Genomic DNA, 17,565 nt, shown 5'->3' with positions numbered 1-17,565 from the left:
CTGTGGCAACGTCAGCACGCGAGATTCGTCGGTACCTGGCTTGATGCGCCACATGCTCGGACTGACGTTCTAGCAGGCAGTAGATCCGACTCACCGATTCACTCAGTCAGCTCCAAATCAGCTTCCAGGCGGATGTCGTCGGAGGCCGAGCCGAGCAGGAGGCGGAAGGCGCCGGGCTCGGCTACCCATTGCAGGTCGTGGTTGTAAAAGGCGAGTTTGTCGCGGCTGATGGTGAAGCTGACGGTGCGGCTTTCCCCGGGCCGGAGGCTGAGTTTCTGGAAGTCCTTGAGCTCTTTGAGGGGGCGGACGACGGAGGCTACTTTGTCGTGTAAGTAGAGCTGCACCACTTCCTCGCCGGCCCGACTGCCCGTATTGGTCAGGGTGAAGCTGACTTGCACGGTTTCGGCCGGCGTCATCCGCGGCTGACTGATTTTCAGGTCGCTATACCGGAACGTGGTATAGCTCAGGCCGTGGCCGAAGGCGTAGCGCGGGGTGTTGGGCGCGTCGAGGTAGGCCGAACGGTAGCGGATGTTCTTGGGGTCGACGACGGGACGGCCAGTGCTGTACTGCTGGTAGGAAATGGGAATCTGGCCCATCAGGCGCGGAAACGTGCTGGGCAATTTGCCGCTGGGGTTATAGTCGCCGAAGAGCACGTCGGCCAGGGCCCGGCCGCCTTCCGAGCCCGGAAACCAGGCGTAGAGAATGGCGTCGGCCTGGTCGGCAATACGGTTAAAAATCAGGGGGCGGCCGGCAAAGAGCACCGCCACGATGGGCTTGCCGGTGGCTTTCAGGGCCTGAAACAGCTCCTGCTGCACGCCGGGCAAACTGATGTCGGCCCGGGATTTGGCCTCGCCGCTCAGGTCCCAGGTTTCCCCCACGCACAGTACGATGACGTCGGCGGCTTTAGCCGTTTCCACGGCCTGGGCGAAGCCGGCCCGGGAGTCGCTGGCAGCTTCGCAGCCCTTGGCGTAGAGCAGTTGGGCGTTTTTACCGGCCCGCTGCCGGATGCCGTCGAAGGCCGAAACAATTTGAGCTGTGTCAGCAATAACGGTCCAGCCCCCGGCCAGGTCGCGCTTTGACTTCGCCAGCGGACCAATCAGCGCAATTTTGCCCTGGCCGGTCAGCGGCAACACGCTGCGCTCGTTCTTGAGCAGCACCATGCTTTTGCGGGCCACGTCGCGGGCGGCTACGCGGTGCTGCGGGTCACGGAAGACCTTCTTTTCGCGCCGGGCGTCGGAGAATTTGTAGGGGTCATCGAAGAGGCCCAGCTCAAACTTCTTGCGCAGAATGCGGCGCACGGCATCGTCGATGAGCTTTACATCAACCTTACCTTCCGGCACCAGCTTGGGCAGGGCGTCGAAGTAGGCGTCGTTTTCCATGTCCATGTCGTTGCCGGCTGCTATGGCCTTCTGCGCCGCCTCACTGATGTTGTGGGCGTAGCCCCAACTCACCATTTCGCGGATGCTGCCCCAGTCCGACACCACGAAGCCGGGGTACTGCCACTGGCCTTTTAGAATGTCGCGCTGCAAATAGCGGCTGGCGGTGGCAGGCACGCCGTTCAGGGTGTTAAAGGAGTTCATGAATGTGGCGGCCCCGGCATCCACGGCCGCTTTGAACGGGGGCAAGTACACTTCCCAGAGCTGCTGGGGGCTCAGGTCCACGGCGTTGTAGTCGCGGCCGGCAATGGTGGCCCCGTAGGCGGCAAAGTGCTTGGCGCAGGCCATGACGGCATCGGTGCCCCCGAGCTTCTCGCCCTGGAAGCCCAGGACCCGGACCCGGGCAATCTGGGCGCCCAAGTAGGTGTCTTCACCTGCGCCTTCCATCACCCGGCCCCAGCGCGGGTCCCGGCCCACATCGACCATGGGCGCAAACGTCCAGTGAATGCCGGCCGCCGCTGCTTCCCGGGCCGCTACGTGCGCCGATTCGCGAATGGCGGCCATATCCCAGGAAGCGGCCTCGGCCAGGGGCACGGGAAATACGGTCTGGTAGCCGTGAATCACGTCGAGGCCGAACAGCAGCGGAATGCGCAGGCGGGCCTTCAGGGCCTCGGCCTGAATGGCGCGGGTGTCTTGCACGCCTTTCACGTTCAGCATGGAGCCCACCTGGCCCTGGCGGATGCTGTTGAGTAGGTCGGTTTTGCGGGCACTGGCCGGCCCGGTCAATTCCCGGCCCGAGTACTGGATGAGCTGCCCGGCTTTTTCCGCCAGGGTCATCTGGCCCAGTAGCTCGGTGATGCGCTGCTCAATGACGGCCGGCGTCAGGGCTTTTTGCTGGGCCAGGGCAGGGGAACCGGCCGCTAGCAGGCCGGTGAGCAGCAGAAGCGTTTTGGGGAAAGGCATTGAGAGTTGGAAAGGCAAGGAGGGTAGAGCAAGTCAAAATCGTCTGTCATCCTGAGCCCCGCGAAGGACCTTATCACCGCAGCACAAGTTGTAGCAACGTCTGTTGTTCGTATCCTGCAAGGTCCTTCGCAGGCCCGGGATGACAGACCAAATAGTTACCATTGCGGCAGAGATGCTTCGGCAAGCGGACACCAGATCAAGCATGACGGGCTGGTAATATGCCTAATACAGCCGCCTCACTTGCAGGCCGTTGAGGATGGTTTCGCCGGTTTGGGGTTGGAAGTCGAGGATGATGCCCCGGCCACCACGGGCCGACACGGGGATTTTGAAGCTGACCGCCTGCAAGGGCGGCAGGGTGGTGCCGGTGCTTAGGTTGGGCAGGATGGCCACGCCGTTGGCGAGCACCGAGAAGCTGCGGCCGTTTTTGGCCGCCGCAGTAGCCGTGGCGCCGGTACCGGCCAGGTTATACACCAGCTGTTCGGCGGCGGGGGCGGCTTCGAGTTCGGCAAAGTGCAGGGTTACTTCGTACTCGCCGTCGGGCACGTCGACGCGGAACTGCGTGAGGCCCACGCGCTGGGTTTCGTACAGAGCGTCGTAGCTAGTGCCCAGGATGTCGCGGTCGGAGCCGTAGGGCAGCCGCTCGCCGTGCAGCTTATAAACCGTGCCGCCCACGTAGCCCCAGCCGCCGGGCACGTATTCCTGCTCGGGCACCCACACCTGGTGGAGCAGGGCGTCGGAGAAGGTGCGCGCGTCGCCGAGGCTCACGTTGAGCTCGGTGAAGGGCAGCTTGGCGGAAGTTAGGCTCGTGGGCAGCAGCTGAAACTCAATGTCGGCCTGGTCTTCCACGGCTTGCCCCGCGGCCTGGGCCCGGATTCGATTCCAACCATTACCAAACGGCACGTTAAACCGCGCCACGCCAAACTCGGCGGTTTTAGTGCCCAGGTCCCGGCCATTGACGAGCAAGCGCACGGCGGGCTGGTTGGTATAAATTTCCACCGGCTGCCGGCAAAACAGCGAATCGGAGCCAGCTGCCGCGCCGCTGCGCAGGTTCCAGCCGCGGCTGCCGATGCGCAGGAAGGGCGTTTTGAGCAGGTGGGCCTGGTAGAAGTAGTAGGCATCCTTGGGCTGGCGGTCGGCCGTGAGCAGACTCTTGGTGTTCAGGTGGGGGTTGGCCTCCTGCCGGGTTTCGGAGCTGAATTCGGCCAGATTCCAGACCATGCTGCCCGCCACGAAGGGCCGAGCCAGAATGGCTTTGAGGTAAAACTGGTGGTAGGCGTTGGCGTACTCGGTGGTTTTGTCGAAGCGCCGGGGCTGGAAGGAGTGGAGCCGCTCGTCGGAATCGGCCCCGTACTCGGTGACGAGCAGGGGCTTGTCGGGCAGCTCGCGGTGGTGGCGGTCGAGGTAGTCGGCAAAGCCCTGCAGCTGGCCCGAGTACCAGCCCTGGTAGAGGTTCCAGCCCACGAGCTGCGGAATTTTGGTCAGCCCGGCTTCCTGGTAGAGCTCAAAGGCGCCGTGGTTGACGCACATGGTGTAGCGGGCGGGGTCTTCGCGCCGGGTCAAATCGTCGAGCTGCTGGGCCAGCTGGTTTACTTTTTTCAAATACGCCCGGCCCGGCTCATTGTCGCGCCGGATGCCCTCGGGCAGGCGCAGCAGCACCTCGTTCATGTAGGCCCAGATAATGACCGAGGGGTGGTTGAAGCCCTGGCGGATCATCTCGGTTTGCATGGTGCGGCAGTTCTGGAAAAAGCCTTCGGAGTCGGTAATGGCATTCACCACCGGTATTTCCACCGAGGCCAAGATGCCCAGCCGGTCGCAGGCCTGCAGCACGGCGGGGTCCTGGGGGTAGTGGGAGATGCGCAGAAAGTTGCCGCCGAGCTGCTTGAGCAAAAGCACGTCTTTTTCATGCAGGGCGTCGGGCAGGGCGTTGCCCAGGCCGGCTACGTCCTGGTGGCGGTTGGTGCCGATGAGCTTGAGCGGCTGCCCGTTCAGGAAAAAGCCCTGGGCGGCGTCAAACCGAAACCAGCGCAGCCCCAGTGGATTCGTGACTTCATCGAGCGGGGTTTTACCGTCCGAAATGGTGGAGACGACGCGGTACAGGTAGGGGTCGGTGGGCGACCATAAGTGCGGCTGCTTCAGGCGGGGCAGCGCCTGGCGGAAGCTGCGGTTTTCCCCAGCTTTCAGGGTCAGGGACGTTTGCTGGCGGGTCACGGTGTTGCCGGCCGCATCCAGCACCTGCGTGAGCAAAGTGAGCTTACGCGAGGTGGCCGATTCATTGCGCAGCGCCCCGCTCAGTACCACCTCCGCTGCGTCCTGCGACACGGTGGGCATGGTGAGGAAGGTGCCGTTGGAGGCGTAGTTGTCGAGGTCGAAGTGGACTGGGCTGGCGGCTACGAGGTACACGTCGCGGTAGATTCCGCCGAAAAAGGTGAAGTCGGCCGACAAAGGCGGAATGTCGGGGTTGTGGCGGTTGCTGAGCTTAACCAGCACCTGGGCCGGTGCCGGATTAGCGCCGTCGAATTGCAAAAACTGACTTACCGGGAAGCTAAACGCCGTGTAGCCGCCCGCGTGCCGGCCGGCTAGCTGCCCGTTCACGTACACCTCGGCTTCCTGATTAGCCCCTTCGAAGTACAAATACACCCGCTGTTGCTGCCAGGCGGCCGGCACCTGCAGGTCTTTGCGGTACCAGCCGGTGCCCCGGTAGTAGCCTGGCTCATCATCCAGCACGTCGGCGGCATTCCAGGTGTGGGGCAAATTCACTTTCTCCCAGCCCGTGGCCGCCGAAACCGACGCTACGGTGCTCTGCGGGGCGTCCTTGCGAAACAGCCAGTTGGCGTTGATTGACTGCGTGATGCGCTGCGCCTTGGCAGACGTTGCTAGAAGCAAGGCTAGCAGCAGACAGCTAAGCAGTTGTTTAGGCATTTGTGTCAGAGTGTAGAGACGCATACTTGCGCCTCAATCGTTGTTTGCGTTGTGGTAGCCTACTGCTTATCGTTCAAGCGTGAGCCGCAAGTATGCGTCTCTGCATCGGGCTATTACAGGTTCAATACTACCGCCGGCAGGCCCGGCGACTGCACGGCTACGCTGGTTTGGCCGGGCGTAGCCTGGAGGCGGATAATGGCCCGGCCGTTGTAGGCCTGCACCTTGCGCGAGCCGCTGCTGGTACCCAGGTTGTCAAGCAATTTGCCAGCGCCGGCCAACGAGAATTCCAGCCAGCTGGCCGCGTCGAGGCACTGCACGCCCTGGGCGTCGTAGAGCTTGGCTTCGACGGTGGTCAGGCCCTGAGTGTCGGCTACTTTTTCCAGGGTGAGCTTGGTAGGTTTGTCCCACTTCTGGGTTTGGTAGCGGAAGCTGATTTCGTCCTGCACCGTCTGCTTGCCCTGCTTTGCTACCACGCGCACTTGGTTCTGACCGGCTGCAAAGGGCACGTTCCAGTGCAGGCCGGCGGCGGGAAAATCCTGGCTGTTGCGCTGCTTGACGCCGTAGCTTTTGCCGTTCACAAACAACTCGGCCTGCTCGCAGTTGGAGTACACTTTCACCATTTTCAGCTCGCCCTCGTCGCCCCAGCGCACCGGCCAGCTGTGGCCGTAGATGTGGGCCATGGGCTGCTGGGTCCAGTACGACTGGAACACGTAATAAGCCTCTTTGGGCGTAAAATCCCGTTCCACGACGCCCTTTTGGTTCATGTAGGGCACGGGGTTGTCGGGGCGCACGGGGGTTGAAAAGTCCTTGAAGGGCCAGTAGGCCGTGCCGCTGAGCCAGGGCATGGTTTCCTGCTCTTTCAGGTGCCAGTCCACCAGGTTGCAGAGGTAGGTTTCGCTCCAGTCGCCGTCCTTGGATACCCGGGCGCTGCCCCCGAACAGGGAGGCGTCGCCGGCCCGCTCGTCGGCGCCTTTGCCGGCCGTTATTTTGGCCAGGGCGTTGTCGGGGGTTTCCGAGTGGCGGCCGGCGTGGGAGTCGCCGCCCCATTCCACGTGCAAAAAGCGTTTCACGCCCTCAAACTCCTTGCGGCTGGTTTCCTTGTACTCGGTGTAGATGCCGCGGTACCAGCCGGCCCAGATAGAGGGCGAGTATACATCCACAATGTCCTTGCAGAAGTCGCAGCGGCGAATGGCGGTGTAGCGCGAGGCGTCGAGCTGGTGCGACAAGTCGTTGAGCTCGGTCATGAAGGCCCGGATTTTCTGCTTGTCGAACTCGGGAAAGTCGCCGGGCCAGTCGTTTTCGTTGCCCAGGCCCCAGATAATAATGCTCGGGTGGTTGAAGTGCTGCTGAATCATGTTGCGCAGCATGCCCTTGGCCTGCGCCTGGTACACCGGCCCGCCCAACCCGCCCCGGCACCAGGGAATCTCCTCCCACACGGTGATGCCCAGCGAGTCGCAGAGGTTGAGCACGAGGCGCGACTGTTGATAGTGGCCCAGGCGGATGAAATTGACGCCCATGCGCTTCATCAGCACCATTTCCTGCCGAATCTGGGGCTCGGTCATGGCGGCGGCCACGCTGGCGTGGTCTTCGTGGCGGTGGGTGCCGCGCAACAGCAGCCGCTGCCCATTGAGCATAAACGGGCCTTTCTCCACAAACTCAATGTGGCGGAACCCGACTTTTTCGCTTTGCTGGTAGGCTTCCGCGCCGCTGCCCACCGTCACCTGCACGGTGTAGAGCTGGGGCCGGTCGGGCGACCAGAGACGGGGGGCCTTCACCGCAAATCGGTGCAACTCCACTTCCCCTTGTTTAGTCGTCAGACTGCCTTTAAACTGCGCTACCTGCTTGCCACGCGGGTCGAGCAGGCGCACCTGGTACGGCGCCGAGCCGCTGCCTACAGTTTCGGGAAAAACGGCTTTCACGGTGAGCATGCCCGCCTTGCCGGCCTTGTCGACTTCGGCTTTGGCCACGAGGCTGCTCAAGGCCACGGCCGGCTGATATTGCAGGTTCACGTAGCGGTACAAGCCGCCGTAGAGGTTGAAATCCGACAAGTCGGAGGGTATCATTTCCAGGTCGCGCGTGTTGTCGCAGCGGATGCTGAGCGGAATCTGGCCCTTGAACTGCTTCTGGTAAACGTCGGTCTTTTGGAAGTCGGCAATGGCCTGGGTCAGGTCCACGGTCCATTCGTCGTAGCCGCCCACGTGGCTGCCCACTTTGGTGGTGTAGAGGTAAACTTCGGTTTTCTGGCCCGCGCCCTCGAAGTGGAGCAGGGTGCGGCCGCCCGCGTAGGGGTTTTGCACCGCAAGCTGGGTGCGGTACCAGCCGGGGCCCTGGTAATAGTTGACGCTCGGGTCTACCGCATCTTGGGCGTTAAAGCAGTGCGGCAGCGTCACCCTCTCCCACAACGGGACGCTCTCGGGGTTACCAGCACCCACGGGCCGCACTGCTTCCCACACGCCCCCCAGATCCTGGCGGACGAATTCCCACTTCGTAATCAGCCGCTGGCTGCGCTGCCCAAAAGCAGGGTGCAGGCCGAGCAGCAACAGTAAAGCGACGATTACCTGTTTACTTCTCACTCGTTTGTAGTTCAGTTTTAAGCGTTGTGGCGCATTAGAAGTAAAAGCTAGCTCCCACCTTAGCTAAGAAGGAGAACTAGTTCCTAGCAACCCTCCCCCATACTTCTGCTAATGCCCAGCTCCAGGCCGCGCAGCTCAGCCAGGCCGCGCAGGCGGCCGATGGCCGAGTAGCCGGGGTTCGTTTTCTTGTGCAAGTCGTCGAGCATCTGATGGCCGTGGTCGGGGCGCATGGCGAGGCTCGTTTGGCGCTGCTGCATCACGAGCACCAGCTCGCGCACCACGCGGTACATGTCCACGTCGCCTTCCAGGTGGTTGTCCTCGAAAAAGTCGCCGTCGGCGTTGCGGCGGGTGCTGCGCAAATGGATAAAGTTGATTCGGTCGGCAAACTGGCGGACCATGGCGGGCAAGTCGTTATCGGGCCGCACGCCGAAGGAGCCGGTGCAGAAGCACAGGCCGTTGTTGGGCGAAGGCACCGCGTCGAACAGGGCCTGCACATCGGCGGCGGTGCTGACCACGCGGGGCAAACCCAGGATGGGGTAGGGCGGGTCGTCGGGGTGAATCACCAGCTTGACGCCGCTGGCCTCGGCCACCGGTACCACTTCTTGCAGAAAGTGAACCAGGTGGGCCCGTAGCCGCGCGGCGTCGATGTGCTGGTAGGCGTCCAGGGCCTGCTGAAACTGCTGTAGCGTGAAGCTTTCCTCCGAGCCGGGTAGGCCGGCAATGATGTTGCGCTGCAAGAGCTGCCGCTCAGCTTGGTTCATTTGCTCGAAGCGGCGCCGGGCCTTAGCCAGCTCGTCGGCGGAATATTCCTGCTCGGCCCCGCGCCGCTGCAGCTGCAGCACGTCGAAGGCTACAAAAGCCGCCCGCTCGAAACGCAACGCTTTAGAGCCGTCGGCCACTTCGTACGCCAGGTCGGTGCGGGTCCAGTCGAGCACGGGCATGAAGTTGTAGGTCACCGTGCCGATGCCACAGCTGCCCAGGTTGCGCAGGCTCTCTTTATAGTGCTCGATATAGGTTTCGAAGCCGCCGCTTTGGGTTTTAATGGCCTCGTGCACCGGGACGCTTTCCACCACGCTCCAGCGCAGGCCGGCTTGTTCAATCAGCTCCTTGCGCTGCTGAATTTCGGCCACGGACCACACCTGGCCGTTCGGAATATGGTGCAGGGCCGTGACAACGCCCGTGCAGCCGGCCTGCCGAATATCGGCCAGGCTGACCGGGTCCTGGGGGCCAAACCAGCGCATGGTTTGCTCCAGCGAATACTGCTTCTGTTGTTCCATCTGGTTGCCTAGTTACACGCCGCCAAAGATGGAGAACCCGCCGTCCACGCAAATCATGGAGCCCGTCACGAAGCGGGACGCGTCGCTGAGCAGCCACACCAGGGCCCCCTTGAGCTCATCGGGCTGGCCGAAGCGTTTGAACGGGGTTTGCTTGATAACCAACTGGCCCCGCTCGGTAAAGCCGCCGTCGGGCGTGGTGAGCAGGGCGCGGTTTTGCTCGGTCAGGAAAAAGCCGGGGGCCAGGGCATTCATCCGGATTTTGTCGCCGTAGCGGTTGGCCATTTCCACCGCAAACCACTGGTTGTAGCAGTCCAGGGCGGCCTTGCCCATGTTGTAGCCCAGCACCTTGGTTATGGCCCGCTTCGAGTTCATCGACGAAATATTGACGATGCTGCCGCCCTGGCCGGTTTGGGCAATGGCCTCGCCAAACACCTGGGTAGGCAGGATGGCGCCCCACACGTTGAGCTCCATTACCCGCTTCATGCCGGCTAGGTTCATCTTAAATACGTCTTCTTCGGGCGCCAACACCCCGTCGGCCCCGTTGCCGCCGGCCGCATTGACCAGGCCATCAATCTGACCAAAGGCCTGCATTACCTGCTGGCAGGCGGCGCGCAGCTGGTCTTCGTCCAGCACATCGGCCACCAGGCCCAGGGCCCGGCCCCCGGCGGCATTAATAGCGGCGGCCCGTCCGTGGGCTACTTCCGCGTTGCGGCCCAGAATACCAACCGTGCCGCCGGCTTCCACAATACCGTCGATAAAGGACTGGCCCAGGATACCGGTGCCGCCGGTGACTACAATTACTTTGTCCTGCAGGGAAAAATTCTCACTCATGATAGTCGAAAAAGGCGCTGCCGCGCCGCCAAGAAGTTGGTTTCAGATAGCCCAGGGCGTACGTACAAAATCGGGGTAGAGGGCAAATACTTTGTCGGCTTCCAGGGTCGGGTACTCGGGGCTGGCGCGGTGGTAAATGGTCAGAATGGCGTTGTTGCCCGAAGGCACGGCGTCTTTCCGCTCCATCTGTTTTTCGCGCAGCAGGTAGGGCCGAAACCACGCCACGGCCTGGCTCAGACTGCGACCTTCGGGGCTGGTGTAGGTCCACAAATCGAGGCCTACGTGCTTGGCCAATACGGCCAGTTCGGCCCAGCCCTGCAGGTTCATGCTCACGTAGTTCCAGGGCCGGGTGCGGGCCAGCTCCAGGGGCTGGGAACCGTCGGCGGCAAACTGCACCGGCAGCCGGGGCAGGGTCTGCTTTTCTAAGGTTTGGCGGGCTAGCTCCTTGTTGCCGATGAACAGGGCAAAATCGACCACCTGCACATCGTGGAAAGTGCCGTGGTTGTTCTTGTTCTGGCCTTCTTCCCGGCCCAGCTGGCTGGTCGTCAGCCACTGGGTGTACTGCGTGTACCAGCTTTTGAGGTCTTTCACTAAGGCGGGCGTCACACTTTTGCTGCCGCTAAGCAAAGCCAACGCATCCGGAACGTACACCAAGTGCCGGCTTTCGATGATGCCGAAGCTGCGCCCGTCGTTGGTGCCCGGAATGCCCTGTCCGAAGTTCAGGTTAGGGTTCATGCGGGTGGCCGGGTCCAGAAACCAGACGCGCAACAGCCGGGCGGCGTGAGTGGCGTACTTTTCATCGGCCGAGAAGTAGTAGGCCCGGCCCAAGTCCTGCACGTCGTGGCACAGCGCGGCCAGGTTTTCGTCATCCTTGAGCTGCTTGGTTTCAGGGTTGACCAGCCCGTCTTTCTGCATGTAGGGCTTGCCGTCGGGCTTGCTGGGGTCGGGCCACCAGTAGGGGGCCTGGGAAATGTAGTCGTGCTTGTCGCCGCTGGGCGGCACGCGCTGCTTGCTCGTGACGGTGTAGGGGCCGCGTTGAAGGGCCTGGTCGGCTTTGGCCAGCAGGCGCTGCACCTGCTGGACTTCGGCCGGACTTCCTTTCCGATACGCTGCTTTGTAGGAGGCCAGGTCCTGGGCATTGAGCAGCAGGAAGGGCGTCATCGGGGCCGCGACGGCAGCCCCGGTCAGGATGGTTAGCTTGAGCAAGGCCAGCACTGCCCACAGCAGGCCGCGCAGCCAAGGCATATACGAAGTGCGCATTAGTTATAGCCCGGGTTTTGCGTCAGGTTGGGGTTGAGAATCATTTCGGGCTGCGGAATCGGGAAGAGGAAGTAGCGGTTGTCAATGTCGCGGTTGAAAACGGCCTTTTCGCGCTGTTTCAAGCGGTTCAGGCGCACCAGGTCGTACCAGCGGTGGCCTTCCTGCACCAGCTCCCAGGCCCGCTCCCGCACCAGCAGGTCCACAAAGGCGTCTTTGCTGGTCACCTTCGACGTCGGAATGGGAGCCAGGCCGGCCCGTACGCGTACGGCGTTGATACCCGCGTATTTGGTCGGGTCACTGGGGTTTAGCGCGTTCAGGGCTTCGGATTGCAGCAGCAGCACGTCGGCGTAGCGGGTCACGAGGTAGTTGGCCCGCGAGTCGTTCACGATACGCTTGTCGTCGCGGAACTTGTTGAAGTAGTAGCGCGCCAGAGTCGTAGTGCCGGCCTGGTTGCTGATGTTCCAGGCCCGGCGGGCGTCGTTGGCAGCGTAGGAGCGCACCAGGCTGTCTTCCACCGTAAAGGTGCCCAGGCCCTGAAGCTGGGAGGGCAGAAACTGGCGCACGATGATGTTGCCCGTGTTCGGGGGCAGGTCAAACTGGATGGAGAAGATGTGCTCGGGGCCGTTTTCCTTGTCGGGGTTGAACACGTCGCCGTAGACGGGCACCAATTGATAGACTTTAGAGTTAATCACCCGGTTGAAGGCGTCGAGGGCCAGCTTGTTGTCGTCGGTCTGGGCGGCCGAGCTGGTAGCCCGGGTCAGGTACACCTTGCCCAGCAACGTTGCCGCGGCCCCGCTCGAGGCCCGGCCTTTCTCGGCCGCGGCAATCTTGTTTTCGGGGTAGCAGTTGGCCTCGGCAAACTTCAAATCGGCAATGATCTGCTCGTAGACCTGGGCCAGCGGGGCGCGCTTGGGGCGCAAGTCGTCGTTGGGGCCCTTCACCGTGGCCAGCACCAGCGGCACGTCGCCGAAGCAGCGCACCAGGTCGAAGTAACCCATGGCCCGTAGGAAACGGGCATTGCCCACGATGTTGTTCTTGCGGGTTTCGTCCATGCCGATGGCCGGCACCTTCTCAATCACGTCGTTGGCCCGGTTAATCATGCGGTAGGTATTGGTCCACCAGCTGTTGATTTCGGTATTGGTCGAGGTGAAGGTAAAGCGCGAGAGCTGGGCCCGCTCGTCGGTGCTGGAACCCACCCGGATCAGGTCGGCGGGCAGCTCCAGGATTTGCCAGGCCGTGCGGCCGAAGTAGGTCTGGGGCAGCAGGGCGTTGAACACGCCGTTGAGGCCGGCTACGGCGTCGCCTTCGTTCTGGTAGAAATTTTCGCTCGACAGAAAGTCGTAGGGTTTTTCCTCCAGAAACTTCTCGCAGGAAGCCAGGCTCAGGGAGAGCAGGCTTAAAAACAGGATAGACTTTTTCATCTCAGGTGGGAGTGCTGCAGTGGGAGAGGGTTAAAAGCCCAGCTTGATGCCGGCCGTGAAGGTGCGGGTGCTGGGGAAGGCATTGTAATCGGTGTTCAAGCTCAGATTGTCGCGGCCGAAGGAGTTTACCTCGGGGTCGTAGCCGGTGTATTTGGTTAGCGTCACCAGGTTCTGGGCCGTCACGTACACGCTGGCTTGCTTGAGCACCTTGCTGAATTTGGGCAGGGTGTAGCCCAGGGTTACGGTTTTGAGGCGCACAAAAGAGCCGTCTTCAATGACGTCGCTCACGATGCCGGTAGAGCGGCGAATCGTGCTGCCAGCCCGCGGAATGTTGGTATCGGTATTGGTCGGCGTCCAGCGGTCTACCACCGTCTTGAGCTTGTTGGTGCTCACAATGCCCGATTCAAGCTCGTAGCGGTTCAGGTTCAGCACATCGGAGCCCTGCACGCCCTGAATAAAGATGTTCAGGTTGAAGCCGGCCACGCTGAAGTTGTTGGTCAGGCCGTAAATAAAGTCGGGCTGGGCGCGGCCGATAATAACCCGGTCGGCGGCGGTAATGGCTTTGTCGCCGTTCTGGTCCACGTAGCGCGGGTCGCCGGGCCGCACGCCGGTGCGGCCGGCGGCGGCAATTTCATCCGTGGTCTGCCAGAGGCCGTCGAACTGGTAGCCGTAGAACGAGCCGATGGGCTCCCCTTCGCGCAGAATGCTGGTGTTGCCCAGGCCCGCGCCCACAAACAGGCTGGAGCTCGACTGGCCCACCGGCAGCTCATCCACGCTGTAGAGGTCGAGCACCTTGTTGCGGTTGAGCGAGAAGTTCAGGTTGGTTTTCCAGCCGAAGGCCTTGGTGTCGAAGTTGGTGGTGTTCAAGGCAAACTCGAAGCCCTTGTTTTCCACGCTGCCGGCATTGAGCAGGATGTCGCCGTAGCCGGTGGAGCGGGGCGTGGCCACGCGCAGCAGCAGGTCGGTGGTTTTCTTGTAGTAGGCGTCGGCCGTAATGTTGATGCGGTTTTCCAGGAAGGCAATGTCAATGCCGACGTTGGAGGCGGCCGTGGATTCCCAGCGCAGGTCGGGGTTCACAATGTTGGCCGGTACCAGGCCCACCATGCGGGTGCTGCCCGAGGCGTAGGAACCCACGTCGTAGCGGGCCAACGACTGGTAGTTGTTGATTTCCTGGTTGCCGGTGATACCGAAGCCCAGCCGCAGCTTCAGGTCGCTCAGAGAAGTAAAGCCGCTCATAAACTTCTCGTCGATGAGGCGGTAAGCAAAGGCGGCCGAGGGGAAGTAGCCCCACTTGTTGTTCTTGCCGAAGCGCGAGGAGCCGTCGGCCCGCATGGTCACCGTAAACAGGTACTTCTCGAACAGGCGGTAGTTGACGCGGCCAAAGTAAGAAGCCAGCGTGTTGGTGTAGCGGCCCGAGTTCGGAGTCAGAATGTTGGCACCCAGGGCCAGGTTGTCGGAGCCCAGGGTGTTGGTAAAGAAGTTGTTGGCCGCCGAGCTGAAGTCGTTGCCGTAGAACTGCTGCTCGGTGAGGCCCACCACCACGTTCAGGGCGTTGTTGGCGTTGAGCTTCTTGTCGTAGGTCAGCGTGTTTTCGTTCAGCCAGCTGTAGCGGTTGGTTTGCACCCGGGTGGCCGAGCCGTTGTTGAGGCGGCCCAGAAACACATCGGAGGGGCGGTACACGTCGGTTTGCTGGTTGTTGTAGTCGAAGCCGCCGGTCAGGCGCAGCGTCAGGCCGGGCAGCAGCTCGTAGTTGGCCGCCACGTTGATCAGGCCCCGGGCCGTGGTGCGGTGGTCCCGGGTTTTTTCGGCAAAAGCCACCGGGTTGCCCACGTCTTCCACGTAGGGCAGGGGCGTGTTGGAGTAGGTGTAGTTGCCGTTTTCGTCGTAGACGGGGTTGATGGGGCTAAAGCGCAGGGCGTCGAGCAGGGCCCCGCCGAAGGAGCCCCCCTGGGAGTTGACGAAGGCCCGCTTTTCGAAGGTGCCGCCCACTTGGCTGGAGAAGTTGAAGCTCAGCTTCTGGCTCAGCTTCTTGTCCAGGTTCAGACGCACGGTGCCGCGCTTGAAGCCCGAGTTGAGGATGATGCCTTCCTGGTCGAAATAGTTCAGGCTCAGGTTGTAGCGGGTTTCCTCGGTGCCGCCGTTGAAGCCCAGCTGGTAGTTGCTCAGGCGGGCGGGCCGCAGAATAGCGTCCTGCCAGTCGGTGCCCTCGCCCAGGGCCGCAATCTGCTCGTCGGTGTAGGGGTCGGGCAGGGTCGCGCCGTCGTTTACTTCGTTGAGGTATTGGGCAAACTCCCGGGCGTTCATCAACTCGTACTTGTGGCGTACAATCTGCACGCCGGTGTAGCTTTCGAAGTTGACCGTGCCCTTGCCCACCTTGCCCTTCTTGGTGGTGATGAGCACGACGCCATTGGCCCCGCGCGAGCCGTAGATGGCCGTGGCCGAGGCATCCTTGAGCACCTCAATCGACTCGATGTCGTTGGGGTTGATGGAGTTCAAATCCCCGGCGCCCGGAAAGCCGTCGACCACAAACAGGGGCTCGTTGCCGGTGTTGATGGAGTTGGTACCCCGAATGCGGATCGACACGTTGCCACCCGGCTCCGAGTTGGTTTGCGTCACCTGCACCCCGCTCACCCGGCCCTGCAGAATCTGGTCGGCGCGGGCAATGGGTACTTCGGCCACCTGTTCGGCCGAAATAGAGGCCACCGAGCCGGTAATATCACGCTTGCGCTGGGCCCCGTAGCCGACCACTACTACATCATTCAGCTCCGTGGTTTTTTCCCGCAGCTGCACCGTGGGCACGGTGCCACTGTCGCTCACGCGCACTTCGTAGGGCTCGAAGCCGACGAAGGAAAACACGAGCGTGGGGTTGCCGTCGGCGGGCAGCGGGAGGCTGAAGCGGCCGTCGGGGTCGGTGGCAGTGCCGGTGGTGGTGCCTTTCAGCACCACCGACACTCCCGGCAGGGGCGTACGGTCGGTGGCATTGAGTACCTGGCCGGTTGCCTGGCGGGTTTGGGCAAAGGCCGGCAGCGTAACTGCCAGGGCCAGTGGCACCAGAATGGGTAGGATTTTCTGCATGATGTGTGCGGCTTTGGGAGGAATCAGGGTGGTAATCTCCGCAAAGTCCGCGTGCTTAAAATGCCTTACCCATAGGTTTATTTACGTAAACGTTTACGGAACTTATCCAGCTTTGCTCACCCGGGGGTGAGTGTGGCTGTAACTGTTTATTTGGATTGTATGTTACTGACAATTAAGCTAATAGAGTATGGTGTTTAGAAGCCTAAGCCGCCTTGAATACTCCTTGCTTCGGGCCTTAAAAGCGGAAGTTTTACGTAAAATAGTTGCGTAGCCTACTCTGGGTTTCGTTCTCAGAAGCAACCTGCCTAGATTGAGCCATGAAACCCATCAACCTGAAAAAGCTGGCGCAGGAGCTGGACCTGTCGGTGGCCACCGTTTCGCGGGCCCTGAACGACCGGTACGACATTTCGCAGGCCACCAAAGACCGGGTGCGGGCCCTGGCCAACAAGCTCAACTATGAGCCGAACCCCTACGCCAGCAGTCTGCGGCGTCAGAAAAGCAAGACGATTGGCGTCGTTATTCCCGAGGTTGCCAACCATTTCTTCTCCCTGGCTATTAATGGCATTGAGGAAGTGGCCCGCTCCAACAACTACCACGTGCTGATCTACCTCACCCACGAGGACTACCAGCGCGAACTGGCCATGGCCCGGCTGCTGGCCAGTGGCCGCGTCGATGGCCTGCTGGTGTCGGTGGCCAGTGAAAGCGCCGATTTTGCCCACCTGGAGTTTCTACGGGAGCGGGGTATTCCCATTGTCTTTTTCGACCGGGTCTACGACGAGATGCCCACGGCCAAAGTCACGACCGACGACTTCGAGAGTGGCTACAAAGCCACCCGCCACCTGCTCGAAGCTGGCTGCCGCCACATCCTCCACCTGGCCGTGTCGCAGAACCTGTCGATTGGGCGGCGGCGCATGGAAGGCTACGTGCAGGCCCTGGCCGACGCCGGCCGGCCCTACGAAGAAAGCCTGGTGCTGCTGGCCCGGGAAACCAAGCAGCAGGACGTCATCCAGATTCAACAGTTGCTGGAAGCCCACCCCGAGGTCGACGGTATTTTTGCTTCGGTCGAAAGCCAGGCTATGAGCAGCTACGAAGCCTGCCGCAACCTGGGCCGCTCCATTCCCGGCGACATCAAGATCATTGGCTTCTCCAACCTGGAAATTGCCGCCCTGCTCGACCCCCCGCTGACGACCATCACTCAGCCCGCTTACTCCATCGGGAAGGAGGCCGCAAAGATCTTGTTTCTGGCCATTAGCAAAAACCGCGTCATCTCGCCGACCCAAAGTCTGGTGCTGAAGTCGGAGCTGGTTGTGCGAGCCTCGACCCTGCCGGCTCCCCAAGCCGCCCGGCCCGCTTATACACTTACATAACACGCAAATTTCGGCGTCAGGGCAGTTTTTGCAGACTTTAAAAAATTAGTTAAACCGGATTCGGCCCCGCAAGACAAAAGCTGGCGGGCAGTGCGCTGGCCTGCAAATAGGCCTGCCAACTAGCTGACACTAGCCCCTTAGCCCAGCGCAGGGAAGCCGGTGTTTCAGCAGCTGCCGCCGGGGCCGACCAGCCCAGAATCCCACGGCGGGCAGCAAACCAGGGCAGGGGGCAAGAACTCCTGATACCTTAGTGCAGTACCTCTAAGAGGAGCCGGTCAAACCGAGCTTTTGCCACTGGTTATATGGAGTTAAAATTCCCCAAGCCAGGGGAGAATAGACGCGGTTCCGATATTTTTTTGCCGGCGCCGCCTCGGAAAGTATTGATAAACAAGAAGCAGACGGGTAGTGCCGCGGCCGGGCTGGCCGCAGGCTTGGTTCGGCCGCGGAAATCTGCTTTCTTACTAAGCGCAAACTGCTTTGCCCAGGGCCCAAGCGGCCGACCA

The 17,565-nt window shown here is 61.7% G+C and carries 9 protein-coding genes; 1 reads left to right on the top strand and 8 read right to left on the bottom strand.

The features are described from left to right. Window positions 1-98: 98 nt before the first annotated feature. From bglX to E5K02_RS19975, 8 genes are all read right to left on the bottom strand, one after another. Window positions 99-2,339, bottom strand: a complete 2,241-nt coding sequence (gene bglX, locus E5K02_RS20010) for a beta-glucosidase BglX (protein ID WP_135397231.1) — start codon at window positions 2,337-2,339, stop codon at window positions 99-101. Between the two features lie 222 nt (window positions 2,340-2,561). Then, window positions 2,562-5,258, bottom strand: a complete 2,697-nt coding sequence (locus E5K02_RS20005; RefSeq protein WP_206025995.1) for a glycoside hydrolase family 2 TIM barrel-domain containing protein — start codon at window positions 5,256-5,258, stop codon at window positions 2,562-2,564. Between the two features lie 113 nt (window positions 5,259-5,371). After that, a complete protein-coding gene (locus E5K02_RS20000; RefSeq protein WP_240737372.1) occupies window positions 5,372-7,831 on the bottom strand; it encodes a glycoside hydrolase family 2 TIM barrel-domain containing protein in 2,460 nt (819 codons plus the stop codon). Between the two features lie 83 nt (window positions 7,832-7,914). Further along, a complete protein-coding gene (uxuA, locus tag E5K02_RS19995; protein ID WP_206025994.1) occupies window positions 7,915-9,108 on the bottom strand; it encodes a mannonate dehydratase in 1,194 nt (397 codons plus the stop codon). Between the two features lie 12 nt (window positions 9,109-9,120). Beyond that, window positions 9,121-9,939, bottom strand: coding sequence for an SDR family oxidoreductase (locus E5K02_RS19990; protein WP_135397227.1), 819 nt, complete (start codon window positions 9,937-9,939; stop codon window positions 9,121-9,123). Window positions 9,940-9,981: 42 nt separating this feature from the next. Continuing rightward, on the bottom strand, window positions 9,982-11,199 hold the full coding sequence (locus E5K02_RS19985; RefSeq protein ID WP_135397225.1) for an alginate lyase family protein: 1,218 nt from the start codon (window positions 11,197-11,199) through the stop codon (window positions 9,982-9,984). Beyond that, window positions 11,199-12,620 (bottom strand): RagB/SusD family nutrient uptake outer membrane protein, encoded by a 1,422-nt coding sequence (locus E5K02_RS19980; protein ID WP_135397223.1) that lies wholly within the window; start codon window positions 12,618-12,620, stop codon window positions 11,199-11,201. Before E5K02_RS19980 ends, E5K02_RS19985 begins: the two co-directional genes overlap by 1 nt. A 30-nt stretch (window positions 12,621-12,650) precedes the next feature. After that, the gene (locus E5K02_RS19975; protein WP_135397221.1) at window positions 12,651-15,695 is read right to left on the bottom strand and encodes a SusC/RagA family TonB-linked outer membrane protein; all 3,045 of its coding nucleotides are present in this window, start codon (window positions 15,693-15,695) and stop codon (window positions 12,651-12,653) included. Window positions 15,696-16,012: 317 nt separating this feature from the next. Between E5K02_RS19975 and E5K02_RS19970 the strand changes: the two genes are divergently transcribed. Beyond that, window positions 16,013-17,062 (top strand): LacI family DNA-binding transcriptional regulator, encoded by a 1,050-nt coding sequence (locus E5K02_RS19970; protein ID WP_135397219.1) that lies wholly within the window; start codon window positions 16,013-16,015, stop codon window positions 17,060-17,062. The last annotated feature ends 503 nt before the right edge of the window (window positions 17,063-17,565 follow it).

It is taken from the genome of Hymenobacter metallicola (assembly GCF_004745645.1).
GTDB classification, from domain to species: domain Bacteria; phylum Bacteroidota; class Bacteroidia; order Cytophagales; family Hymenobacteraceae; genus Hymenobacter; species Hymenobacter metallicola.
The sequence above is the reverse complement of the archived record's forward strand: the minus strand, read 5'-3'. Positions and strand labels throughout refer to the sequence as shown.

Excerpts from the sequence above, each read along its gene's own strand:
- E5K02_RS20005 (WP_206025995.1), bottom strand. The coding sequence starts at position 5,258 with ATGCCTAAACAACTGCTTAGCTGTCTGCTGCTAGCCTTGCTTCTAGCA.
- E5K02_RS19990 (WP_135397227.1), bottom strand. The coding sequence starts at position 9,939 with ATGAGTGAGAATTTTTCCCTGCAGGACAAAGTAATTGTAGTCACCGGC.
- E5K02_RS19975 (WP_135397221.1), bottom strand. The coding sequence starts at position 15,695 with ATGCAGAAAATCCTACCCATTCTGGTGCCACTGGCCCTGGCAGTTACG.
- E5K02_RS19970 (WP_135397219.1), top strand. The coding sequence starts at position 16,013 with ATGAAACCCATCAACCTGAAAAAGCTGGCGCAGGAGCTGGACCTGTCG.
- E5K02_RS19985 (WP_135397225.1), bottom strand. The coding sequence starts at position 11,199 with ATGCGCACTTCGTATATGCCTTGGCTGCGCGGCCTGCTGTGGGCAGTG.
- E5K02_RS19980 (WP_135397223.1), bottom strand. The coding sequence starts at position 12,620 with ATGAAAAAGTCTATCCTGTTTTTAAGCCTGCTCTCCCTGAGCCTGGCT.
- bglX (WP_135397231.1), bottom strand. The coding sequence starts at position 2,339 with ATGCCTTTCCCCAAAACGCTTCTGCTGCTCACCGGCCTGCTAGCGGCC.
- uxuA (WP_206025994.1), bottom strand. The coding sequence starts at position 9,108 with ATGGAACAACAGAAGCAGTATTCGCTGGAGCAAACCATGCGCTGGTTT.